We start from the raw sequence: 22,705 nt of genomic DNA on the forward strand, positions 1-22,705 counted from the left end.
CGCAACGTTAAAAAGAAATTTTTATATAATGAAAGGTACAACTGCATTTTCGCTGTTATTTCTTACTGTTAGTCAATTAACAGGGTGTGTATTTTCCCCCGGCCAGAACTTAAGTGTATCCGGGAAAAAAGTCATTGCTGCGGAAGACGCCAATTATCAGCTTGATAAGCGCGTGGACGTTTTTTCTCTGACGCCGGGATTGATTGAAAAACTACGTCCGGCGGTATCGAAATCTCAGGCAAATCCTAATCTGGATGAGCAGATCAAAAACTGGGAATACCGTATTGGCACTGGCGACATCCTGACGGTCACCGTCTGGGATCACCCTGAATTAACGACGCCTGCGGGACAATATCGTAGTGCGAGCGATGCCGGCAACTGGGTCAACGCCGATGGTACGCTCTTTTATCCCTACGTCGGAAAGTTGCGGGTGGCGGGAAAAACAGTTTCACAGGTACGTGAAGAGATTACAGCGCGACTGGATAAAGTCATTGAGAGCCCGCAGGTGGACGTCAGCATTGCCGCCTTCCGTTCCCAAAAAGCCTATGTCACCGGAGAGGTCGAAAAATCGGGCCAACAACCCATAACCAATATTCCACTGACGGTGATGGATGCGGTTAACGCTGCTGGCGGTCTTTCTGCGGATGCCGACTGGCGTAACGTCGTGCTCACGCATGATGGCAAGGACTCCCGGCTTTCGCTCTATGCACTGATGCAGCATGGCGATTTGACCCAAAACAAGCTGCTTTATCCTGGCGATATCCTGTTTATTCCCCGGAACGACGCGCTGAAAGTGTTCGTGATGGGCGAGGTGGTCAAGCAGAGTACGCTTAAGATGGATCGTAGCGGCATGACGCTGGCCGAAGCCCTGGGAAATGCCGGTGGACTTAACCAAAATATGGCTGATGCAACCGGCATTTTTGTTATTCGGCAGGTAGCGAAAAAAGGCGGCGCGGACAAAATCGCCAATATCTATCAACTGAATGCGGAAGATGCGTCAGCCATGGTGCTGGGTACGGAATTCCAGCTGGAGCCGTACGACATCGTCTACGTCACTACGGCACCGTTATCACGCTGGAATCGCGTGATTACCCAACTGGTGCCTACCATCAGCGGCGTGCATGACCTGACCGAAACCGTTCGTTACATCAGATCGTGGCCGCAATAATGTTCCAGTCAATCTTAGTGGTCTGCACCGGCAATATTTGCCGTTCACCGATGGGTGAGCGGCTGTTGCGTCAGCAATTGCCTGGCAAGCAGGTGACCTCAGCAGGTATTTTTGGACTTGAAGGACACCCGGCGGATGCGGGTGCGCAGGCTGTGGCCCGGCGTCATGGTGTTTCGCTGGAAGGCCATGTTGCCCGCAAGGTGACGCGCAGCCTGTTGCAAAAATCCGATTTGATTCTGGTGATGGAGCCGGAACATCTCCGTTACATAGCCGCTATGGCTCCGGAGAACCGGGGAAAATCGCTGCTCTTTGGACAATGGCTGGAAACCAGGGACATTCCCGACCCGTATCGCAAAAGTCGCGAAGTCTATGATTATGTTTTCGAGCAATTGGGGAAAGCCAGTCAGGAATGGGCTCGTCGTTTGAGTCAACAAGGAATGAAGCCGTAATGTCGTCTTCTAAATCAGATAAAAATAGCGCTGCGACACCGCAGAATAATGAAATCGATCTCCTTCAGTTGCTTGCTGAGATGTTCGATAACCGGGTGACGATCGCGTGTGTCACGCTCCTGTTCACCGTATGCGCGGGTATCTACGCGTTCAGCGCCACGCCAGTTTATCAGGCTGATGCCCTGGTGCAGGTAGAAGCCAGGCAGAGTAACTCGCTGCTCAAGAACATGACCCCGTTCGGGTCCGAGCTTTCGCCAGAGGTCGCGCCGGAACTTTTACTCCTTAAATCACGCATGATTCTGGGAGAGACCGTTGATCAATTAGGGTTGACGTACAACGTTAAGCGACGCGTGTTTCCTGTCATCGGGCCTCTGTGGGAGTACGTGCGGGGACGTAAATCCGATGAAATAACGATTGGCGCGCTGGCAATTCCCCTTCTGAAAGGTAAGCCACAAAAGCTATTACTTATCGTACAGGAGAAAGGGCGGTATCGTCTTGAGGGTAAAAACCTTGAAGCAGACGGCATTGTGGGGGAAACGCTGGTTAAAGACGGAATGTCGCTTCTGGTAACATCCCTCAGCGCGAAACCCGGCACCCAGTTTACTCTCGAAACCGTCACAAGGCTTGACGCGATCGGCGCCATTCAGAACAGGCTTACGGTTGTTGAGTCGGCGAAACAGAGCGGTATGATCGCATTAACGTTGATGGGTGAAGATCCCGCCAGGATCGCCGCGGTACTTAATACCATTGCTGATAATTTTCTCAGCCAGAATATTGCGCGCCAGGAAGCGAAAGATTCCCGCAGCCTCACGTTCTTACAGGAGCAATTACCTAAGATCAGCCGGGAACTGGATGAAGCTGAAGCGCGACTGAATGCCTACAGAGAGCAACGCGATTCTGTCGACTTATCTCTGGAAGCGAAGTCAGTCCTTGATCAGGTTGTTAACGTGGAAAACCAGCTTAACGAGCTGACGTTCCGCGAAGCAGAGGTTTCGCAGCTTTTCAAAAAGGACCATCCCACCTACCGTGCCTTGAGGGAGAAGAAACAAACGCTTGAGCGGGAGCGTGCACGCCTGAATAATCGAGTCTCAACCATGCCTTCCACGCAGCAGGAAATCTTACGGCTGAGTCGTGACGTTGAATCCGGGCGTACTATATACCTGCAGTTGCTGACGCGTCAGCAAGAGCTGAGTATCTCGCGCTCCAGCGCTATCGGGAACGTGCGGATTATTGACCCGGCCATAGCGAAGCCAGATCCGATCAAACCGCACAAAGCGCTCATTATCGTACTGGGTATGCTGATGGGCTTGATGCTCTCCGCCGGAATGGTTTTAGTGCGCTCAGCCTTTAATCGGGGCATTACCTCGTCTGAACAACTGGAAGTGCAGGGGATACCGCTTCTGGCGACGCTTCCGCGCTCGGAATGGCTCTGGAAAAAAACGCACCTGCGCAGGAAAACCCTTTTTGCGTCCCACTGGAAGCACAGGACGTCGAACGTTCCTTTTCTGCCCGTTGACCGTCCGGCAGATATGTTTGTCGAGGCGGTGCGCGGGCTGCGCACCAGTCTGCATTTTACCATGATGGAGGCCACAAACCGGATCGTCGTGGTGTCAGGCCCCACGCAGGACTGCGGAAAGACGCTGGTCAGTACGTCACTGGCGTCGATTGCCGCTCAGGCCGGACAGCGAGTGCTGTTTATTGATGCGGATATGCGCAAGGGATATGTTCACAATGTTTTCAAACTGAGTAATCATCGGGGATTATCCTGCGTGCTCGAAGGAGCCGTTGAGTGGCAGGAGGCAATTCAGCGCGTCGAGAAAGGCGGTTTTGATGTATTGACCTGCGGACCTCAACCTTCGCATCCCGTTGAGCTGCTCATGAGTGAACGCTTCCAGGTCGTGATGTCGCAGATAGACAAACTCTATGACATTGTTATCGTCGATACCCCGCCTGTGCTTGCCGTAACGGATGCCTTGCTGATAGCCAGAACGGCGGCTACCACGCTGCTGGTCGCCCGCTTTGGTAAAACCAGCGTCAAGGAGATCGAGAACTGCCTGAAGCGTCTGCAGCAAATGGGTGTACAGGTGAATGGCGCGATCCTCAATGATATCGTGAAATCGGCAGCGCTCTATTACAGCTCGGGATATAGCCATTACGACTACGGCTATACCCAGGAGTAAACCTGACGCGACACTTCTTTACAGCGTGATGGCGTATTGCCCGCTAATATGACCTTCGTTAATTCAAGAGGTCACAATGGAAAACCGCAAAATGAGTCGACTGCGCCGCTGGACGCGGGAAGGGATCATCCTCGTTCTGCTGACGCTAGTCGTGGTGTGGGGCGTGGATCGGTACCGGAAGCCGACGCTGCCCGCCAGTTTTAGCGCAACACCGATGCAGAGCATAGACGGCAAGATGCACGATATCGCGGCGCTCAGCCAGGATCGCCCGCTGCTGATCTACATCTGGGCGACCTGGTGCAGTATATGCCGGTACACGACGCCTTCGGTTAATCAACTGGCAGAAGAGGGCGGGAACGTGGTGAGTATCGCCATGCGTTCCGGAGACAACGCAAAGCTTGAGCGCTGGGTTGAAAAGAAACAGCTGAAAATGCCGGTGATTAACGATGCAAACGGTGCTTTGTCGCAGCAGTGGCAGGTGAGCGTCACGCCAACGCTGGTGGTTGTGTCGAAGGGAAACGTAGTGAGTACAACGACGGGCTGGACGAGCTACTGGGGATTAAAATTTAGGATGTGGTGGGCAGGCGTATAAAAATAACCCCTCTCCCGGCGGAAGAGGGGTTTTGTATTACTTAGCCAGAACTTCCTGCGCGGTGCGCTCAACCAAAGACAGCAGGATTTTAATATCTTCCAGCGTCACGGTTGGGTTCAGCAGCGTCAGCTTCAGGCAGGTCACGCCGTTATGCTCGGTCACGCCGACGTTTGCACGGCCGGATTCCAGCAGCGCATCACCAATTTTCTGGTTCAGCAGGGCGATACCCGCTTCGTCCATCTGGACCTGTCCGCGGAAGCGGAACAGGACGCTTGCCAGCTGTGGCTGCATAACCAGTTCCAGAGCAGGCTGCTCTTTCACGTAAGCCGCAACCTGCTGTGCCAGCGTCACGCCGTGATCGATGATCGCCGCGTACTGTTCCTGACCCAGCGCTTCCAGGCTCATCCACAGCTTCAGCGCGTCGAAACGACGGGTGGTCTGCAGAGATTTGGACACCAGGTTTGGCACGCCTGCCTCTTCGTCGAACTCAGAGTTCAGGTAGGCCGCCTGGTAGCGCATCAGCTCATAGTGGCGCGCTTCTTTCAGCAGGAATGCGCCGCAGCTGATGGTCTGGAAGAACTGCTTGTGGAAGTCCAGGGTAACGGAATCCACCAGCTCAATGCCGTCCAGGTAGTGACGATACTGCTCAGACATCAGCAGCGCGCCGCCCCAGGCTGCATCAACGTGTACCCAGATGTTCTGCTTCGCCGCCAGCTCTGCAATCGCACGCAGCGGGTCGATAGCACCGGCATCGGTAGTACCTGCCGTCGCGACGATAGCCAGAATCTGCTCGCCGTTCGCATTGCACTGTTCAATTTTCGCCGCCAGATCGGTCAAATCCATACGGGAGAATTCGTCCGTTTTCACCTGTACGACGGACTGGTAGCCCAGCCCCATCAGCGCCATGTTCTTCTGCACGGAGAAGTGCGCATTTTCGGAGCACAGCACGCGGATTTTACGAAGATCGCCCACCAGGCCGTCCTGCTGAACGGAGTGACCCTGACGCGCAAAGAACGCATCACGCGCCAGCATCAGGCCCATCAGGTTGCTCTGGGTACCGCCGCTGGTGAAGACACCTGCGTCGCCGGCCTGATAACCCACGCGGGTACGCAGCCACTCGATCAGCTTGATCTCGATAATGGTTGCGGACGGGCTTTGATCCCAGGAGTCCATACTCTGGTTAGTGGCGTTGATCAGCACTTCCGCCGCCTGGCTTACGACCAGGCTTGGGCAGTGCAGGTGCGCCACACACTGCGGGTGATGAACGGACAGGCTGTCTTTCAGGAAGAACTCGACGGCGCGTTCAATCGCCGCTTCGTTGCCCAGCCCTTTCGGGTTGAAATCCAGCTTAATACGGTCGCGCAGTTCCGCGACCGTTTTGCCCTGGTACATCTCAGGCTGTTTCAGCCACTGCATCACAGCCTGAGTGCTTTGTTCAATCGCCTGCTGGTAAGCTTCAATGCTCTGCGCAGAGGAGAACAAAATTGGGTTTGAATCAGACATCGTAATCAACAACTCCGGTTACGCCGGGCGAACGCCCGCAGCAAGCAGTGCCTGCTCGAATTTATCCAGGAAGATCTTCAGCTCTTCATCGCTGATCAGCAGAGACGGCAGCAGACGCAGAACGATACCGTTACGGCCACCGCGCTCCAGAATCAGACCGGCTTCGAAGCACTTCTTCTGAATCAGTGCAGACAGCTCGCCGTCGCCCGGGAAGCAGCCCATGTGGTCAGCGGCTTCGTGTGGCTTAACGATCTCAATACCGATCATCATGCCCAGACCGCGCACGTGGCCGATAACCGGATAACGTTTCGCCATCTCTTTCAGCTGGCCTTTCAGCCATTCGCCCTGTGCTGCCACTTTGCCTGCGATGTTCTGATCTTTCAGGATTTTCAGCGTCGTCAGACCGGTTGCCATCGCCAGCTGGTTGCCGCGGAAGGTACCGGTGTGGTGACCTGGTGCCCATGCATCGAACTGCTTTTTGATACCGAGCACGGCCAGCGGCAGACCGCCACCTACTGCTTTAGACATCACGATGATGTCTGGCTCAATGCCAGCGTGTTCGAAGGCGAAGAATTTACCGGTACGGGCAAAGCCAGCCTGAACTTCGTCGAGGATCAGCAGAATGCCGTGTTCCTGAGTCACTTTACGGATGCGCTGCAGCCACTCAGCCGGAGCCGGGTTCACGCCGCCTTCGCCCTGAACCGCTTCCAGGATCACCGCAGCAGGTTTACGCACGCCGCTTTCAACGTCGTTGATCAGGTTATCGAAGTAGTAAGTCAGCGCTTTCACGCCCGCTTCACCACCGATACCCAGCGGGCAGCGGTACTCGTGCGGGTAAGGCATGAACTGCACTTCTGGCATCATACCGTCAACCGCTTCTTTCGGAGACAGGTTGCCGGTCACGGACAGCGCGCCGTGGGTCATGCCGTGGTAACCACCAGAGAAGCTGATGATACCGCTACGGCCGGTCACTTTTTTCGCCAGCTTCAGCGCCGCTTCAACGGCGTCAGCACCGGATGGACCGGTGAACTGCAGGCAGTACTCTTTGCCCTGACCGGGCAGCAGAGAGAGCAGGTATTCAGAAAACGCGTCTTTCAGAGGCGTAGTCAGATCCAGAGTATGTAACGGCAAGCCGCTGGTAATGACATTTTGGATGCTTTTCAGCACATCAGGATGGTTATGGCCAAGCGCAAGGGTCCCCGCGCCTGCTAAACAGTCAAGGTATTCTTTATTGTCTGCATCGGTGATCCACACGCCTTCTGCTTTAGTGATGGCTAAAGGCAGTTTGCGCGGATAACTCCTGACGTTAGATTCAAACTCGGCCTGACGGGCCAGATAGGTTTCGTTGCTTTTGTGGGCATCTACGGTGTCAATACGGACTTTATCCGTCATCATATCACTCCTACAACCGCCGCTTCGTTATGAGCCACGATTGAATAAAAAGTTAAAAAACAGATGGGGGCCTGAAAAAAACGCCGCCAATATAGAGCCTTTTGCCACGGGGCTCAATGGTTAATTTGTTTACTGTTTTGTGACACGGGGCTGTAGGGAGAGAATATCCCCATTTATAAAATGAAAATTGCATTTTATGCCAAATAAAAACAGCCTGTTACAGGCTGTTTATCCCGAGTGTAAAGTCCCAAAAAAGAGTGTGACAAAACGTGCCATCGAATAGCAAAAAAGAAGGCTGGCTATCTCTATTACTGCGTCATGTGCAAAAAGCGGTGCTTATGATGCATGTACAACGGAATCACGCATTAAAAAAGGACTCTCAACGCGCGTGATGTTCTGATGCTCTTCACCGTTAATAATATGCAAGGCGCTCAGGCGACCAATTTCATAGTGTGGCAGTTGAACCGTCGTGAGGGGAGGCAGGAACAACTCCCCAATACCCACCATATTGTCATAGCCGATTACCGCGACGTCTTCCGGGATGCGAAGCCCTTGCGCCAGCAGCGTCTGGTACACCATAAACGCGATACGGTCGTTGCCGCAGATGACGGAGTCGAATTGGGGAATGCCATTCTGCATGTGCGCCAGCAACACTGACGGGATATCACGATAGTGCTCGTCCCCGAACGCCATATAGCTGTGTACCAGGCTTTGAGGATCCAGCCCCGCTTCACGGCATGCACGTTCCAGCCCGTGACGACGCCGGGTTGTGGCCAGATGCCCCTCAGGCAGATGCAGGCAGAGAGGTTGGCGATAACCCTCAGAGAGTAACGCCCGCACGGCGGTATATTGCCCCTGTTCATCATCGGGAATATAGCTGGCGACCTTTTCGCCGTCACTTTCGCAGTTGGCCAGCACGCAGGGAAGGGTGAGGAGTTTAGACGGAAGAGGAACCTGACGTAACCCCATGGTGGTGTAGATAATTCCGTCAGGCCGATGCGAGAGGAGAAGGTCGACAATGGCGTCCGGGTTGTCATCGGTAAACATATTCATCACGAAGCTGTTCCAGCCGTGCATTCTGGCAGTCTCTTCAATCGACAGCGTGATGTCCACCGAGAAAGGCGTCGTCACCGTATCGAGCGCCAGCACGCCTATGGTTTTTGGCGAGGCATTCGCGCCGCGAATTTTCTTGGCAGACAGGTCTGGCACGTAGCTGGTCTGCTCGATAGCCCGCTGAACGCGGGCCAGCGTTTCCGGCTTAAGGCGCTCCGGGCTGTTCAGCGCGCGGGAGACCGTCATCAGCGATACGTTAGCCAGCTTTGCGACGTCCTTCAGGGAAGCCATTTTCTTACTCCGTTAATGCTCTGTGTGAAAGGGTATACAACTAAGTCGCTGATGTAAAAGGAAGGCTAATCCACAGGCCAGGTCAGGCTTACCTCAGTGATGAATATTTGATCGCGATCTCACTCTCTCAATGTTAACGTTAACTTTCGTGATTAACATCTTAAATTTTTACCAAACAGCATGAAAAAGGATAAATGTTAACGTTACCATCGCATCATTACTCCTACATGAGAATGTCATGATGAAAACGCATCACTCTCACAGCTACCCTTTATTAAGCGCATTACTGTTTTTCTTTTTTGTCACGTGGTCCTCTTCCGGCTCGTTACTCTCCATCTGGCTTCATCAGGAAGTGGGCCTAAAAGCGGGGGATACCGGCATTATCTATGCCGTGCTTTCTGTCTCCGCGCTGTGCGCGCAAATCTGCTACGGCTTCATTCAGGACAAGCTCGGCCTGCGCAAAAACCTGCTCTGGTTTCTGACCAGTATGCTCATTCTTTCCGGTCCTGCCTTCCTGCTGTTTGGTTATCTGCTGCAAATTAACGTGTTGCTCGGCAGTATTTTCGGCGGGATTTATATCGGGCTGACGTTTAACGGCGGAATAGGGGTGCTGGAGTCCTATACCGAGCGCGTGGCCCGCCAGAGCCAGTTTGAGTTTGGCAAAGCGAGGATGTGGGGATCGCTTGGCTGGGCGGCGGCAACCTTTTTTGCAGGGCTCCTGTTCAACATTAATCCGAAGCTGAACTTCGCGGTGGCGAGCTGCGCCGGGCTGGTGTTTTTTGTGCTGCTGGCGCGGCTCAGGGTCTCTTCCGCTCCGCACGCCATGCAGGAGGCGGTGTCCGGCGGTAAGGTCACGCTGGAAGATGCCTTGCGTCTGCTGACGCTGCCGCGCTTCTGGGCGCTGGTGTTTTTCGTTATCGGCACCTGTATTTATGGCGTTTATGACCAGCAGTTCCCGGTCTATTTCTCGTCCCAGTTCGCGACGTTACAGGAAGGGAACGCCATGTACGGCTATCTCAACTCCTTCCAGGTTTTCCTTGAGGCGGCGGGTATGTTTTGCGCCCCGTGGCTGGTGAATCGCCTCGGTGCGAAAAACGGCCTGATTTTCGCCGGAATGGTGATGGCGATGCGTATGGTGGCATCGGGTCTGGTTGAGGGACCGGTATTGATCTCCATTACCAAGCTCTTGCACGCGGTTGAACTGCCCGTTTTGCTGGTCTCCATCTTCAAATACAACAGCCTGCATTTTGATAAGCGGCTCTCTTCCACCCTCTATCTGGTGGGCTTTGCCTGTACAAGCTCGGTGATTGCCTCGGTGCTGTCGCCGCTGGCAGGTTATAGCTATGAGAAATACGGCTTTGCCCAGTCCTATCTCATCATGGGGCTACTGGTCTTCAGCACCACGTTTATCTCCATCTTCCTGTTGCGCTCGGGTAAGTCCACTTCTGACCCGCTCATGCCGCAACCTTCCACCATCTGATCGAAAGAGTAGAGAAATGACGTATTCCATTACGAAAGCAGAACAGGAACTGCACTCCGGACGCGAAGGGCTTAACCTGCGCTGGTATCCGCGTTACCACCTCGCTGCACGCGCTGGCTGGATGAACGACCCAAATGGTCTGGTCTGGTTTGACGGCTGGTATCACGCCTTTTATCAGCATCATCCGTATTCGACCCAGTGGGGTCCGATGCACTGGGGCCATGCGCGCAGCAAAGATTTAGTTCACTGGGAGCACCTCCCGGTTGCGCTGGCACCGGAAGGACCAGACGACAAGGACGGCTGTTTTTCTGGCTCAGCGGTGGTGGATGGCGACACGCTGGCGCTGATCTACACCGGCCACAAGTTCCACGGCGATCCCGGCGATGAGGCTAATCTCTACCAGGTCCAGTGCCTGGCAACCAGCCGTGACGGCATCCACTTTGTGCGGCACGGGACCGTCATTGACACACCGCCTGGACTGCATCACTTCCGCGATCCGAAAGTATGGCGTGAAGGGGAATGGTGGTACATGGTCGTTGGCGCACGGGAGGGTGATACGGGCCAGGTGCGTGCGTACCGTTCTGCCAACCTTCGCGAGTGGGAGGAGTGGGGCGTGCTCGCGGTGGCTGAAAAAGAGATGGGTTATATGTGGGAATGCCCGGACTTTTTCACTCTCAGTGGCAAGCGCGTGCTGATGTTCTCTCCTCAGGGGCTGACCGCAGACGGTTTTAAAAATCGCAATCTCTTCCAGAGTGGCTATCTCGTAGGTGAATGGCAGCCCGGTCAGCCCTTTGTGCGTGAAGGTGAATTTGTGGAGATGGATTACGGGCATGATTTCTATGCGCCGCAAAGTTTCCAGACGCCGGATGGCCGACGCATCGTCATCGGCTGGCTGGACATGTGGGAATCTCCGCTGCCGGAACAGGACGATGGCTGGGCGGGCATGCTCTCCTTACCTCGCGAGCTGACGCTAAGTGCGGATAATCATCTGCAAATGCGGCCGGCCAGAGAAGTTGAAACCCTGCGCGGGGCGTGGTTCCCCTGGCCGGTAAGTACGCTTAATAGCCAGCAGATGACGCTGGTGGAACACTGCGATGCGATGGAGGTCATTCTGCAATGGGATTGCGCGAACAGCAGCGCGGAGCAATACGGCATTCGTCTCGGCGACGGGCTACGCCTCTATGTTGATGCGCAGATGCAGCGCCTGGTGCTGGAGCGACACTATCCACAGTATGGCCTGTGCGGCACCCGAAGCGTTGCGCTTAACCTGAACGACGCGCTCAGCCTGCGCATGTTCTTTGATAGCTCGTCTGTGGAAGTGTTTGTTAACGAGGGTGAGGCGTGCCTCAGCAGCCGTATCTATCCTGATGCAGGCTGCCGCGAGCTGGCGTTATTTGCCTGGACGGGGGGAGCGTCGCTTATTCATGGCGGAGCGTGGCAGTTAGAGTAAATTTATATTTAGTCACGAGCTAAAATAAAGCCCCATACAAATGGGGCTACGTAAATATTATCAGGTGGACGCGTAGAGCTAACATCACATTTTTGATAGTTGTGCGTTTACAACTCTCTCTTTTTCGACTGCCAGCTGCATAATATAGCTACCCTTATGCCATGACCCCTTATTTGGCTTCCAGCCTTTCGAAAGCAGATATTCAGCAGCATCAGAGATTGGCTTATTCATAACGTGATCCGCTTCACCTGAAAACGTTTTTAAATCACCGCTTGCTTTGGCAGGCTTGCTATCACAACGACCCGCAGCATCCATAACCTGAGTGCAGCCTTCAGGAAGATGCTTATGTGCTGATTGTGCGAGTTGAGCAGCATTCTCCAAAGCCTGTTTTTCAGCAGCAGAGTTAATGGCTGTAGTGCGGTTTTGCTCGACAATATAACAAGCATCTTTACTCACTCCCTTGCTTTGACAATCAGCCATACGTTGAGCAGGTGAGGAACACGCAGTAAGAGATAATACAGCCGCTATCATCATTAACTTTTTCATTCTTGCCTCAGTAATTACAATTATAAATATAGGTGCCTAACATCAATCCAATCCATATCCCTAATAAAATAAAAGTGAGATATAGAACAGCGGAAATAAAAATGTACTTTGTCATTTTCTGTGTGAGAAGCATTGTTTAGAGTTATAGCCAGCTAATTAATACTCATGAGCGAGTTTTAGTTCGCTGGCATTTTATTTTAATACTGTAACATCACCATCCGTAAGATGCGGACGCCGCAACAATCTCATCACCGTTGGATGTACCTGATGTAGAGAGGGTAGCGGCTACATTCTCAGCGAACTTATGACGGTAGCCGATTGCATAGCCTTGCGCATCTTTGAAGTTGGCAGCGCCGACGGCAACCGCGTTATCTGTATCAACGTAATGCAAACCAGCAAGAGAAGCAGCGCCAGCGATACCAGCACGATATTCCTTGCGATCCTCATTCTGCTGATTTTCCAGAGCAGAGAACTTAGCGTTATTTTGATTCTCTAACGACGTAATACGTGATTCATGGTTCGCTAATTGTGCGCTGTGATTCTGAATCGTCGCTTCTTGTGTTTGCTGGCGTGACTGAACGTTAGCAACAGCAGCTTTATTCGCTGCGGCTACAGTTTGTGCATCTACAGCTAAAGATTGCGCATAAGCGCCCGTATTAAATGCCTGAGTCGCTTTGTCAGTGGCGTCCTGGAGGGCGCGATCTTGTCTATCCTGATCGGCGTTGAAAATGCTTTTATCTACCTTACTTGCAAGCGCTTGTGTATTAGCATCGGCTTTGTTGTTCGCATTAGTGGCGGTGATTTCAGCATGATCGGCAGCGGCTTTAGCGCCGGTAGCATCAGTAAGCGCTGTATCAGCTTTAGCACCAGCAAGCAAAGCATCGGATTCAGCTTTACTTACTCTCGTGTTGGTATCAGTGATTGCTCGTCCGTTAGTAGTAACGCCCTGTAAAGCCGCGTCTGCTTTATTATTGGCATTATCAATCAAAACATTCTGTTTATTATCATTAATTGTCTGATCTGCCACGTTATCGTTAACTTTCTGATTAAGAATAGCGTTAGCTTGAGTGTTAGCATTTACGCCAGCTTGAGCTGTATCTGCTTTATCAGTTGCACTTCTAATTGCATCATCACGCAATAAATTCTCATCTTTCATGTTGATAATATCAGTACGATTTGTACCAATATCAACACGATTTGCTTCTTCACGATCTGCATTTTGTTTATTGATTTGGGTTTGAGTCCAGCCCAAAGAATCTACAACATCATCAGTGCCGATCGTAGCTGCGTATGTTGCACCAGAAAACACAATACCAAATACAAAAACAGCGGCAGCTGATGTATTTAAACATTTCATTTTAAAGCTCTCATCATCAATATAAAAAAAGTTAGGGCGCTATCCTGGCGGGAAGATACAACGTCTTGTTATATCTGAATTAATTCACGATTAACGTTGAGATTTTGGTTTGATAACTTATTTCGTAACGTGCAGTAACTATCTATGAATGTGTAGTTTTGATTATTGATCTAAATCACAAATAGCAGTAATAGCTAAATGAGTTGATCCAGAAGGGATGAAGTTATTAATCTTATAATACAATGACTTATATGTTTACAGTGAATGGGGGATAAATTGGAAATAAAATATCAATACATTAAATATATTTATGTGTTTAGATGAAAAAAGATTAAAAATACACATAACAGTTTATGTAAATTTATAGGTTATTGCCGATTCATTATTATCGAATCTCTATTCTGCTTCGAATGAAAATAAACTCAGGTCATTTTTGTTCCAGGATATACCAGGAAAAAATATTTATGTTGAAGATGCTAGCGAAAAAGTGTTTAGGCTGATTCATTACGCGATCGCAGTCGTGATAAATCGAAACCCCTTGCGCCTGGCCTGTGGCCACGGTTACACTGATTAAGAACATTGATTTTAATAAGTCACTGTTTTAAAAGTATTTTGACTCGGGGTGCCCTTCTTTGTGAAGGCTGAGAAATACCCGTATTACCTGATCTGGATAATGCCAGCGTAGGGAAGTCAGATGCCTTCCCGGTCATCGCTTCTTCACGCAAGGCAGGAGCGAACCCATGCAGCCTGACCTGCTCGATTTACACGTTTTACATCACTTCCGCACCCGTTCTCCGCTTACCCATTGTATGACCAATGACGTCGTACAGACCTTTACGGCCAACGTTTTGCTGGCGCTTGGCGCATCGCCGGCGATGGTGATCGAGGCCGAAGAGGCCGAGCAGTTTGCCCCGATAGCCGATGCGCTGCTGGTTAACGTTGGCACGCTGACCGCGCCGCGCGCCCAGTCGATGCGTCGGGCGATTGAAAGCGCGGTGGCGGCAGGCAAGCCCTGGACGCTGGACCCGGTAGCCGTGGGCGCCCTGGCGTTCCGCACCCGGTTTTGCCATCAAATTCTTGCCCTGAAGCCGGCGGCCATTCGCGGCAATGCTTCCGAAATTTTGGCTCTCGCCGGGATGAGCGCAGGCGGGCGCGGCGTCGATACGACCGATACCGCCGTCAGCGCGGTGCCTGCTGCCCAGGCGCTGGCCCGTCAGATCGATACGATTGTGGTGGTCACCGGCGAGGTGGACTACATCACGGACGGGCAACGCACCCGAACGGTAACCGGCGGTGACCCGCTGATGACACGCGTGGTGGGCACCGGGTGCGCGCTCTCCGCCGTCGTCGCGGCGAGCTGCTCGCTGCCGGGCGACCGGCTGGATAATATCGCTGCTGCCTGCGGATGGATGAAGCGGGCTGGAACGGTGGCCGTTGCGCAGTCGCGTGGCCCGGGCAGTTTTGCCAGCGCGTTCCTCGACGCGCTCTATACGCTGGAGGAGCAAGCATGAAGCGAATTAACGCCCTGACCATTGCCGGCACCGACCCCAGCGGCGGCGCGGGCATCCAGGCCGACCTGAAAACGTTCTCTGCCCTTGGTGCGTACGGCTGCTCGGTCATCACCGCGCTGGTGGCGCAAAACACGCGCGGCGTGCAGTCGGTCTATCGTATCGAGCCGGATTTTGTTGCCGCGCAGCTGGATTCGGTGTTCAGCGACGTACGCATCGATACCACTAAGATCGGCATGCTGGCCGAGACGGATATTGTGGAAGCGGTGGCCGAGCGGCTTAAACGCTATCAGGTGCAAAACGTGGTGCTGGATACGGTGATGCTGGCGAAAAGCGGCGATCCGCTGCTCTCCGCCTCTGCCGTGGAGACGCTGCGTACAAAGCTGCTGCCGCAGGTGGCGCTCATCACGCCCAATCTGCCGGAAGCCGCCGCGCTGTTGGGCACATCGCACGCGCAAACCGAACGCGAGATGAAAGCGCAGGGGAACGCGCTGCTGGCGATGGGCTGTGGGGCGGTGCTGATGAAGGGCGGGCATCTGGATGACGCTGAAAGCCCGGACTGGCTCTTTACCCGCGACGGCGAAGTGCGCTTTACCGCGCCGCGCGTGCAGACCAAAAATACCCACGGCACGGGCTGTACGCTTTCGGCCGCGCTGGCGGCGCTGCGTCCCCGGCATGAAAGCTGGGCCGATACGGTTCGCGAAGCGAAAGCCTGGCTCTCGGCGGCGCTGGCAAAAGCCGATACTCTGGAAGTCGGTCACGGTATTGGGCCGGTTCATCATTTTCATGCATGGTGGTAAGCCAGTATACTGGCAGGAAACACCACGCCTGAGAAAACAGAGATGGAACAAGCGCATACCCGGTTAATCGCTCAACTGAATGAACGGATCGCCGCGCCTGACAACACGCCGCTGTACCTGAAATTTGCCGAAACGGTAAAAAATGCGGTGCGCAGCGGGGTGCTGGAGCACGGGAATATTTTGCCCGGCGAGCGCGATCTGAGCCAGTTAACCGGCGTGTCGCGCATCACCGTGCGAAAGGCGATGCAGGCGCTGGAGGAAGAGGGCGTAGTTACGCGCTCCCGTGGCTATGGCACGCAAATCAACAACATCTTTGAATATTCGCTGAAAGAGGCGCGCGGCTTTTCCCAGCAGGTGGTGCTGCGCGGCCAAAAGCCCAATACGCTATGGGTCAACAAGCGGGTGGTGAAGTGCCCGGAAGAGGTCGCGAACCATCTGTCGATTCTTCCGGACAGCGAGGTCTTTTTGCTCAAGCGCATTCGCTATGTGGATGACGATGCGGTGTCGATTGAAGAGTCCTGGGTACCGGTTGGGCTCATTCCCGATGCGGATGCGATTGGCATTTCGCTCTACGACTACTTCCGCAGTCAGAATATTTTCCCGCAGCGCACCCGCTCAAGGGTGAGCGCCCGCATGCCGGACAGCGAGTTTCAGGCGCACATTAAGATGGACGAAAAAATACCGGTGCTGGTGATCAAGCAGGTCGCGCTTGACCAGCAGCACCGGCCGATTGAGTACAGCATCAGCTACTGTCGCAGCGACCTATACGTCTTTGTGTGCGAGGAGTAATTCCTCGCGAGTCGGGGCGCAGTCCCCGCCTCGGTGGCTGACTACCCAGGACGCGACGGCATTCCCCAGCAGAACGGCGTCCGCCAGTGACCATCCCGCCGCCAGCCCGGCAAGCGTGCCGCCCGCGTGGCTGTCGCCAGCGCCAATGGTATCCACAACCGTCGCCGGGAACGCCGCAACAACGCCCGAGGTATTACCGTCATACCATGCGGCGCCGTCTTTATCATGCCGCACAATCAGCGCGGCACCGAAACGCAGCTGCCACTCCGCACCCAGATTTTCAGCCGCTACACCCAGTCGTTCGGCTGCAATCTCCGCTTCCTGACGATTAAGCGACACGATCGGCCTGCAGGCCATAATTCGTGCCATCAGCGCGTCGGGGATATCCGCGATGCGGGGACCGAAATCGATGAATGCCGTCACCTCCTGCAACCCCTCCAGCCAGCGTGTCAGCAGCTCGCCGCACGGTGAGGCCAGCTGATAGCCGGACAAATAGACCAGGCTGTTTTGCGGAACGTGAAGCGCATCCAGCCAGCGCTGCTGCCACTGGTTCTCCACGCCGCTAAAGGACATAAAGGTGCGCTCGCCGTCTGGCTCAACCAGCGCGAGGCACCAGCCGTTATCGCCCGTATCGGCCTCCACGGCGCTGTGCAGATCCTGCTTCGCCATGGCGTTGCGGATAATATCCGCCCACACGCCGTGGCCGACGGGCAGGGCGTTTTGCGCCGCAATGCCGAGCCGCTTCAGAGCGATGGCGATATTCAGCGCGCAGCCGCCAATATTGACGCCCTGCTGCTTAAGTTCGATATCGCACCCGCGCCAGGGCAGGGCGTAGGCGTCGGCGATGACGTCAATCACCGCTGCGCCCAGCACCGTCACCGGGCGCGTGGCGTGCAGATTTTCAAGACGTTGGGCAAATGCATTCATACGCCCTCCCTATGCTCCCTGAAGTGCAGCAGTTTCTCGCAATAGTGGCCGAAATCGAGCCGGTTGACGGCGTCGAGTTCGGCTTTCAGCGCCGGGTCAATCGCCTGCACACCGTGGAGCGCACCGCAGATGGCCGTCGCCATAGCGCCGATGGTGTCCGTATCACCGCCCAGATTGGCGCATAAAATGGCGCAGCGGTTCGGGTCGGTTCCCGCCAGTTCCACCATCGCAATGGCTGCCGGAACGGACTCAATGGTGCTGGTTCCCGCGCCAATCAGCTGATAAACCTGCTCGCTGGCGGACTCAATCCCGTTGGCTTCCCGCACGGTTTTCAGCGCGAGTTCAATACGCGCCGCGAGCGACGCGCTGAAGGTGGTGGTTTTCGCCTCCTGCGCATAGCGGGCGATCCCCGGCAGGGCATCAACGATGTTTTGCCAGCTTTCGCCGTCGATGGCGCGGGATACCGCCCAGGCAATTACCACCGCGCCTGCAATGGCGAGGTCCGATTTATGGGTCGGGCTGGAGGCCAGCGCCACCTGCTGAACAAAGTGTTCCAGACGCGTGGCCGGGAGCAGGCAGCCCAGCGGGGACGCGCGCATCGCCGCCCCGTTGGTCACGCCGTTGTTTTCCAGTTCGCTGACCGGCTTGCCGTCGCGAATCGCGTTAAGCGCGATTTTGGAGGTCGGCCCGAGCACGTTCTTATTAAACGCATCAAAATCAAGCGCCCAGCGCAGAATATGCTTGCCAATAACGTCCGCGTTAATCTCTCCGTCGCACTCGATGATTGCATCAGCGAGACACAGCGCCATTGAGGTATCGTCGGTGAACTCTGCCTGTTTGAAATAGCAGGCCGCATTATTCTCTGCCGGGCCGGGTAAAAAGCGGTCGATCCAGCCGAAGTGCGCCTTGACGCGCTTTCTCGGCCACAGCTCCGACGGCATGCCCATCGCATCCCCTAACGCCTGCCCGTAAAGGGCTCCGAGAACACGTTCTTGTTTCATTTAACTTCCCCTTGTGTCAGCGCGGTATCGCCATCAACCACCTCAATTGCGGTGATCTCTTTGTCCGATTCGCGGAAAAACAGCATAAACAGCACGGCAATCACGGCAATCATGATTGCGCCAAATGCCCACATTCCGGCCCAGTTGAAGGTCAGCCCATTCACCGGCTCTTTGTATGCGAACATTTTTTCCATCATCACGCCGCCCAGGCGGTAACCCAGCAGGCTACCAAAGCCCTGACAGCACAGCGTAATCAGGCCTTGCGCGGCGGTACGCATATGCACCGGCGCTTTTTTGTCCACGTAGATATACGCGGTGACGTAGTAGAAGTCGTAGCTCACGCCGTGCAGCAGAATGCCGAGGAACAGCAGGGCATAGGTGAAGTATTGCTCCGCACCGCCGTATACGAAGAAGCCGTAGCGGATGGCGGCGGCGATCAGACCCAGCAGTAAGACCTTCTTAATACCAAAGCGTTTGGTAAAGAACGGCAGCGCCAGCATAAAGAAGATTTCAGAGAACTGGCCGAGCGTCATCCAGCCGGTGGCGTTTTTCATCCCCACTTCGGTGAGATAGCCGTTGGCGAAGATGTAATAAAATGCCAGCGGCATGGCGAACAGGAACGAGCAGAAGAAGAACACGAGGAAGTTTCTGTCGCGCAGCAGGATCAGCGCGTCCAGCCCCAGCATCACTTTGAAGTCCAGCTTGCCGGTACTTTTCGGCGGCGTGTTCGGCAGGAACAGGGCAAATACGCCGAGCAGGGCGGAGCTGGCGGCCGTCATCAGGAGGGGAATATTGGTATCGGAAATATCGCTATAGCCCAGCATCTGCGGCAGGAACCCGCACGCCAGCCCGGAGGCGATCCAGCCGATAGTGCCCATCACGCGGATACGCGGGAAATCGGCCTCGACGTCATCCACGTTCGCGAAGGCAATACTGTTGGTCAGCGCGATGGTGGGCATATAGGTCAGGGAGTAAACCAGCAGCAGCGGGAAGAAGGTGCTGAACTGGGTTTGCTGTGCGGCGAAGTACATCAGAATCGCGCCGGCAAACATCAGCACCGCCAGCACTTTCTGCGCGGCAAAGAAGCGGTCCGTCAGCGAGCCTACAAGAATAGGAGAGAGGATTGCGGCAATCGCGGTACAGGCGTAAGACCAGCCGATTTCCCCGGCGGTAAACCCGCTTTTGCTCAGCCACAGCCACAGCGGCACGAACCATGCGCCCCAGATAAACCATTCAACAAACATCATGAATGACAGTTGGACTTTCGTTTTCATTTTTTAATCCTGCATGTCAGAGAGGGTACGCCTTTAACATACCACTCAATAATACCTTTTAAATACCTTTGTGGCGATTGTTTGATCAATGTAACAGTTTTGTTGTACACGAATCGAGCCAGCAGATTGTGCTGAAAAAAAATGCAAAGGGTGGAAAATCTGTTAAGTCGGTACCAGGCTTAGTCTGCCCATAAAAGATGGGACTGGATAAACACACACCGACACGACGTCGGACTTACGGGAGTATCACATGACTGATATTGCGCAGTTGCTTGGCAAAGACGCCGACAGCCTTTTACAGCATCGTTGTATGACCATTCCAGCCGACCAGCTGTATCTGCCTGGTCACGACTACGTTGACCGCGTGATGATCGATAACAACCGTCCGCCTGCGGTCCTGCGAAATATGCAGACGCTCTACAACACCGGGCGCCTCGGCGGCACCGGGTATCTCTCTATTCTGCCGGTGGACCAGGGCGTTGAGCACTCGGCGGGCGCCTCTTTTGCGGCGAATCCGCTCTACTTCGATCCGAAGAACATTGTTGAGCTGGCGATTGAAGCGGGCTGTAACTGCGTGGCGTCCACCTACGGCGTGCTGGCCTCGGTTTCGCGTCGCTATGCCCACCGCATTCCGTTCCTCGTGAAGCTGAACCACAACGAAACCCTTAGCTACCCTACCGAATATGACCAGACCCTCTACGCCAGCGTCGAGCAGGCGTTCAATATGGGGGCGGTAGCGGTAGGTGCGACCATCTATTTCGGCTCTGAGCAGTCCCGTCGTCAGATTGAAGAGATCTCCGCGGCGTTTGAGCGCGCGCACGAGCTGGGCATGGTCACCGTACTGTGGGCGTATCTGCGCAACAACGCGTTCAAGAAAGACGGCGTGGATTACCACGTGTCTGCCGACCTGACCGGGCAGGCGAACCACCTGGCGGCGACCATTGGCGCAGACATCGTGAAGCAGAAAATGGCCGAAAATAACGGCGGATACAAAGCGGTTAACTTTGGTTACACCGACGACCGGGTTTACAGCAAGCTGACCAGCGATAACCCGATCGACCTGGTGCGCTACCAGCTGGCGAACTGCTACATGGGGCGCGCGGGGCTGATCAACTCCGGCGGCGCGGCGGGCGGTGATACCGATCTGTCAGACGCGGTGCGTACGGCGGTGATCAACAAACGCGCGGGCGGTATGGGGCTGATCCTTGGCCGCAAGGCGTTTAAGAAATCGATGGCCGACGGCGTGAAGCTGATCAATGCGGTTCAGGATGTCTATCTGGATAGCAAAGTCACGATTGCCTGACGCCTCCATCTCCCTCTCCCTGTGGGAGAGGGTTGGGATGAGGGCATCATCGCGCACCGTGTGAAACATCAGCGCAAAAGCACACAGTCCGGCGGCAGCCGACACTGCAGCGCGCCGGGCAATACCTCAATGCGGAACTGCGTTCCGCTCAGCGGCTCTCCGTCGAGGTTAAAGGTCATCCCGTGCGGCGCATTCACCTCAAACCACGCCGATTTCCCGGCAATGATATTTGGACTCTCTTCCGGCTGCGTCAGCGTGGTAAACAGCGCGGGCAGCAGGCCGTCGCCCGTGAAAATCCGCAGCTGGAGCTTACCGTCATTGATCAGCGCCTCCGGGCACAGCTGCTGACCGCCGCCCGCCTGACGGCCATTGCCAATCCCTATCACCAGCGCGTCACCCTGCCACTGAAAATCCTCGCCGCGAATTTCGCAGCGGTCAGGCTTGAGGGTGTCCATGCGCATCAGCCCGTGGATCAGGTACGACACGCCGCCCAGCGCCGCCTTCAGCTTTTCCGGCGTTTCGCTGGTGATGCGCGTGCCAAACCCGCCCGTCGCCATATTGATAAAGCAGGTTTTGTCATTCACCTGCGCAATATCCACAGCGGTGGCCTTGCCGAGGATCGCCAGCTGAAGCGCCTTCTCTAACTCTTCCGGGATCCCGGCGCTGGTAGCAAAATCATTGGCGGTGCCGAGCGGTAAAATACCCATAACCGGGCGGTTTGCCGGGGGCAGGTCGATAAGCGCTGACGCAATCTCATTGATGGTGCCATCGCCGCCGCCGGAAATGATGGTACTGACGCCAAGCCCGAGGGCTTCATTGATATAGCGTGCCGCGTCGCCTTTTTCCCAGGTTACCCTTACGTGGATGCGCGCGCCGTCGTCACGCAAACCCTGAATTGCCTGACGCAACAGATCGTTGCCCGCACTTTTGCCGTTGAGAATCAATAAACTGTCTGGATAGGTTGCCATCCGCGCTGCTCCCTTTTATAGCGTTAGTAAGAGTGTATAGCAGAGAGGGAAAAAGCGGGTAAGAACAGGATGAAAGGAACAAACCAGGCACGAAAGCGCGTTACACTCCAGCGATGATAGTAGCGTAATCACAGGAAAGTGATGATGAATAAAATTTTGGTAAGCGCGTGCCTGATGGGCTTTAAGGTTCGTTATAACGGAAGTGAAAAAGCGCGAATGAACGAGCTGCTCGCTCGCTGGCAGCAGGAAAAGCGTCTGGTTATCCACTGTCCTGAACTTGCGGCCGGGATGCCTGTACCTCGTCCTCCGGCAGAGATTATGTCCGCTGATGGCAAAGACGTAATGCGCGGGCAAGCCAGAATTAGTGAACATACAGGGCAGGATGCGACTGAGCAGTATCAGCTTGCAGCCTGGCTCGCGCTACGCGCTGCTCAGGAGTCGGGGTGTAGCGCAGCACTTTTAACCGATGGCAGCCCCACGTGCGGCAGTCAGTTTATTTATGACGGATCTTTTCGCGGGATCCATAAAGCGGGGATGGGTGTGGCTGCATCGTTGCTCGCAGAGCATGGGATAGCCGTATTCTCTGAGGGGCAAATCGACGAGCTTATTGCCTGGGTTGAGGGGAGAGAAGGCAAAAAATAAGCCCGCGTAAGGGAGATTACGCAGGCTAAGGA

Annotated in this window: 20 protein-coding genes and 1 riboswitch; of the genes, 11 read left to right on the plus strand and 9 right to left on the minus strand. The window is 54.7% G+C overall.

What is annotated here, in order from left to right; genetic code table 11:
• The first annotated feature begins 28 nt into the window (after positions 1 to 28).
• From RVY89_RS04095 to RVY89_RS04110, 4 genes are all read left to right on the plus strand, one after another.
• Positions 29 to 1,168, plus strand: a complete 1,140-nt coding sequence (locus tag RVY89_RS04095; protein WP_484826974.1) for a polysaccharide export protein — start codon at positions 29 to 31, stop codon at positions 1,166 to 1,168.
• On the plus strand, positions 1,168 to 1,617 hold the full coding sequence (locus RVY89_RS04100; RefSeq protein ID WP_484826975.1) for an arsenate reductase/protein-tyrosine-phosphatase family protein: 450 nt from the start codon (positions 1,168 to 1,170) through the stop codon (positions 1,615 to 1,617). Before RVY89_RS04095 ends, RVY89_RS04100 begins: the two co-directional genes overlap by 1 nt.
• Positions 1,617 to 3,797, plus strand: a complete 2,181-nt coding sequence (locus RVY89_RS04105; RefSeq protein WP_484826976.1) for a polysaccharide biosynthesis tyrosine autokinase — start codon at positions 1,617 to 1,619, stop codon at positions 3,795 to 3,797. Before RVY89_RS04100 ends, RVY89_RS04105 begins: the two co-directional genes overlap by 1 nt.
• 76 nt (positions 3,798 to 3,873) lie before the next feature.
• Complete coding sequence (locus tag RVY89_RS04110; protein WP_484826977.1) at positions 3,874 to 4,389, plus strand: protein disulfide oxidoreductase; 516 nt, start codon at positions 3,874 to 3,876, stop codon at positions 4,387 to 4,389.
• Positions 4,390 to 4,425: 36 nt separating this feature from the next.
• Here RVY89_RS04110 and RVY89_RS04115 read toward each other — a convergent pair whose 3' ends face one another.
• The 3 genes from RVY89_RS04115 to RVY89_RS04125 all read right to left on the minus strand — a co-directional run bounded on the left by RVY89_RS04115 (position 4,426) and on the right by RVY89_RS04125 (position 8,628).
• Positions 4,426 to 5,892: a pyridoxal phosphate-dependent decarboxylase family protein gene (locus RVY89_RS04115; RefSeq protein ID WP_484826978.1), complete on the minus strand. Its 1,467-nt coding sequence runs from the start codon at positions 5,890 to 5,892 to the stop codon at positions 4,426 to 4,428.
• A gap of 18 nt (positions 5,893 to 5,910) precedes the next feature.
• Complete coding sequence (locus RVY89_RS04120; protein WP_014884533.1) at positions 5,911 to 7,287, minus strand: diaminobutyrate--2-oxoglutarate transaminase; 1,377 nt, start codon at positions 7,285 to 7,287, stop codon at positions 5,911 to 5,913.
• A 333-nt stretch (positions 7,288 to 7,620) separates the two neighbouring features.
• Positions 7,621 to 8,628, minus strand: coding sequence for a LacI family DNA-binding transcriptional regulator (locus RVY89_RS04125; RefSeq protein WP_484826979.1), 1,008 nt, complete (start codon positions 8,626 to 8,628; stop codon positions 7,621 to 7,623).
• Positions 8,629 to 8,866: 238 nt separating this feature from the next.
• Between RVY89_RS04125 and RVY89_RS04130 the strand changes: the two genes are divergently transcribed.
• On the plus strand, positions 8,867 to 10,108 hold the full coding sequence (locus tag RVY89_RS04130; protein ID WP_484826980.1) for an oligosaccharide MFS transporter: 1,242 nt from the start codon (positions 8,867 to 8,869) through the stop codon (positions 10,106 to 10,108).
• Between the two features lie 16 nt (positions 10,109 to 10,124).
• On the plus strand, positions 10,125 to 11,558 hold the full coding sequence (locus tag RVY89_RS04135; protein WP_484826981.1) for a glycoside hydrolase family 32 protein: 1,434 nt from the start codon (positions 10,125 to 10,127) through the stop codon (positions 11,556 to 11,558).
• Positions 11,559 to 11,642: 84 nt separating this feature from the next.
• Here the strand turns inward: RVY89_RS04135 and RVY89_RS04140 are convergent, their stop codons facing one another.
• Positions 11,643 to 12,104 (minus strand): hypothetical protein, encoded by a 462-nt coding sequence (locus tag RVY89_RS04140; protein ID WP_484826982.1) that lies wholly within the window; start codon positions 12,102 to 12,104, stop codon positions 11,643 to 11,645.
• Positions 12,105 to 12,315: 211 nt separating this feature from the next.
• Complete coding sequence (locus tag RVY89_RS04145; RefSeq protein WP_484826983.1) at positions 12,316 to 13,461, minus strand: YadA C-terminal domain-containing protein; 1,146 nt, start codon at positions 13,459 to 13,461, stop codon at positions 12,316 to 12,318.
• 608 nt (positions 13,462 to 14,069) lie between these two features.
• Positions 14,070 to 14,166: riboswitch (TPP riboswitch) on the plus strand.
• Positions 14,167 to 14,201: 35 nt separating this feature from the next.
• Here RVY89_RS04145 and thiM point away from each other — a divergent pair.
• From thiM to RVY89_RS04160, 3 genes are read left to right on the plus strand one after another with little or no spacing between them, the layout of a single operon-like run.
• Positions 14,202 to 14,972, plus strand: a complete 771-nt coding sequence (gene thiM / locus RVY89_RS04150) for a hydroxyethylthiazole kinase (RefSeq protein WP_484826984.1) — start codon at positions 14,202 to 14,204, stop codon at positions 14,970 to 14,972.
• A complete protein-coding gene (gene thiD, locus RVY89_RS04155; RefSeq protein ID WP_484826985.1) occupies positions 14,969 to 15,769 on the plus strand; it encodes a bifunctional hydroxymethylpyrimidine kinase/phosphomethylpyrimidine kinase in 801 nt (266 codons plus the stop codon). Before thiM ends, thiD begins: the two co-directional genes overlap by 4 nt.
• 42 nt (positions 15,770 to 15,811) lie before the next feature.
• Positions 15,812 to 16,558 (plus strand): GntR family transcriptional regulator, encoded by a 747-nt coding sequence (locus RVY89_RS04160; protein ID WP_484826986.1) that lies wholly within the window; start codon positions 15,812 to 15,814, stop codon positions 16,556 to 16,558.
• On the opposite strand, the gene RVY89_RS04165 is transcribed toward RVY89_RS04160, so the two are convergent.
• The 3 genes from RVY89_RS04165 to RVY89_RS04175 are packed head-to-tail and all read right to left on the minus strand — an operon-like array spanning position 16,532 to position 19,760.
• Entirely contained in the window at positions 16,532 to 17,485 is a 954-nt protein-coding gene (locus RVY89_RS04165) for a PfkB family carbohydrate kinase (protein WP_484826987.1), read from the minus strand. The two genes, RVY89_RS04160 and RVY89_RS04165, sit on opposite strands and share 27 nt — an antisense overlap.
• A complete protein-coding gene (locus RVY89_RS04170; RefSeq protein WP_484826988.1) occupies positions 17,482 to 18,486 on the minus strand; it encodes an ADP-ribosylglycohydrolase family protein in 1,005 nt (334 codons plus the stop codon). Before RVY89_RS04170 ends, RVY89_RS04165 begins: the two co-directional genes overlap by 4 nt.
• Positions 18,483 to 19,760 carry a nucleoside permease gene (locus tag RVY89_RS04175; protein ID WP_484826989.1) on the minus strand — a complete coding sequence of 426 codons (1,278 nt, stop codon included), beginning with the start codon at positions 19,758 to 19,760 and terminating at the stop codon, positions 18,483 to 18,485. Before RVY89_RS04175 ends, RVY89_RS04170 begins: the two co-directional genes overlap by 4 nt.
• Before the next feature lie 250 nt (positions 19,761 to 20,010).
• Here RVY89_RS04175 and fbaB point away from each other — a divergent pair, with 250 nt between their 5' ends.
• The gene (gene fbaB / locus RVY89_RS04180; RefSeq protein ID WP_023312424.1) at positions 20,011 to 21,063 is read left to right on the plus strand and encodes a class I fructose-bisphosphate aldolase; all 1,053 of its coding nucleotides are present in this window, start codon (positions 20,011 to 20,013) and stop codon (positions 21,061 to 21,063) included.
• A 68-nt stretch (positions 21,064 to 21,131) separates the two neighbouring features.
• Here the strand turns inward: fbaB and yegS are convergent, their stop codons facing one another.
• Positions 21,132 to 22,031, minus strand: a complete 900-nt coding sequence (gene yegS / locus RVY89_RS04185) for a lipid kinase YegS (RefSeq protein WP_484826990.1) — start codon at positions 22,029 to 22,031, stop codon at positions 21,132 to 21,134.
• A 141-nt stretch (positions 22,032 to 22,172) separates the two neighbouring features.
• On the opposite strand from yegS, the gene RVY89_RS04190 reads away from it, so the two are divergent.
• Positions 22,173 to 22,673, plus strand: coding sequence for a 2-thiouracil desulfurase family protein (locus tag RVY89_RS04190; RefSeq protein ID WP_484826991.1), 501 nt, complete (start codon positions 22,173 to 22,175; stop codon positions 22,671 to 22,673).
• The last annotated feature ends 32 nt before the right edge of the window (positions 22,674 to 22,705 follow it).

The organism is Enterobacter sp. 3U4 (genome assembly GCF_057224565.1).

Bases quoted from the DNA above. Each gene is read 5' to 3' on its own strand.
- RVY89_RS04105 (WP_484826976.1), top strand. From the start codon at position 1,617: ATGTCGTCTTCTAAATCAGATAAAAATAGCGCTGCGACACCGCAGAAT.
- RVY89_RS04110 (WP_484826977.1), top strand. From the start codon at position 3,874: ATGGAAAACCGCAAAATGAGTCGACTGCGCCGCTGGACGCGGGAAGGG.
- thiD (WP_484826985.1), top strand. From the start codon at position 14,969: ATGAAGCGAATTAACGCCCTGACCATTGCCGGCACCGACCCCAGCGGC.
- RVY89_RS04140 (WP_484826982.1), bottom strand. From the start codon at position 12,104: ATGAAAAAGTTAATGATGATAGCGGCTGTATTATCTCTTACTGCGTGT.
- RVY89_RS04100 (WP_484826975.1), top strand. From the start codon at position 1,168: ATGTTCCAGTCAATCTTAGTGGTCTGCACCGGCAATATTTGCCGTTCA.
- RVY89_RS04165 (WP_484826987.1), bottom strand. From the start codon at position 17,485: ATGAATGCATTTGCCCAACGTCTTGAAAATCTGCACGCCACGCGCCCG.
- thiM (WP_484826984.1), top strand. From the start codon at position 14,202: ATGCAGCCTGACCTGCTCGATTTACACGTTTTACATCACTTCCGCACC.
- RVY89_RS04120 (WP_014884533.1), bottom strand. From the start codon at position 7,287: ATGATGACGGATAAAGTCCGTATTGACACCGTAGATGCCCACAAAAGC.
- RVY89_RS04125 (WP_484826979.1), bottom strand. From the start codon at position 8,628: ATGGCTTCCCTGAAGGACGTCGCAAAGCTGGCTAACGTATCGCTGATG.
- RVY89_RS04095 (WP_484826974.1), top strand. From the start codon at position 29: ATGAAAGGTACAACTGCATTTTCGCTGTTATTTCTTACTGTTAGTCAA.
- RVY89_RS04170 (WP_484826988.1), bottom strand. From the start codon at position 18,486: ATGAAACAAGAACGTGTTCTCGGAGCCCTTTACGGGCAGGCGTTAGGG.
- RVY89_RS04130 (WP_484826980.1), top strand. From the start codon at position 8,867: ATGATGAAAACGCATCACTCTCACAGCTACCCTTTATTAAGCGCATTA.
- fbaB (WP_023312424.1), top strand. From the start codon at position 20,011: ATGACTGATATTGCGCAGTTGCTTGGCAAAGACGCCGACAGCCTTTTA.
- RVY89_RS04160 (WP_484826986.1), top strand. From the start codon at position 15,812: ATGGAACAAGCGCATACCCGGTTAATCGCTCAACTGAATGAACGGATC.
- RVY89_RS04175 (WP_484826989.1), bottom strand. From the start codon at position 19,760: ATGAAAACGAAAGTCCAACTGTCATTCATGATGTTTGTTGAATGGTTT.
- RVY89_RS04115 (WP_484826978.1), bottom strand. From the start codon at position 5,892: ATGTCTGATTCAAACCCAATTTTGTTCTCCTCTGCGCAGAGCATTGAA.
- yegS (WP_484826990.1), bottom strand. From the start codon at position 22,031: ATGGCAACCTATCCAGACAGTTTATTGATTCTCAACGGCAAAAGTGCG.
- RVY89_RS04190 (WP_484826991.1), top strand. From the start codon at position 22,173: ATGATGAATAAAATTTTGGTAAGCGCGTGCCTGATGGGCTTTAAGGTT.
- RVY89_RS04135 (WP_484826981.1), top strand. From the start codon at position 10,125: ATGACGTATTCCATTACGAAAGCAGAACAGGAACTGCACTCCGGACGC.
- RVY89_RS04145 (WP_484826983.1), bottom strand. From the start codon at position 13,461: ATGAAATGTTTAAATACATCAGCTGCCGCTGTTTTTGTATTTGGTATT.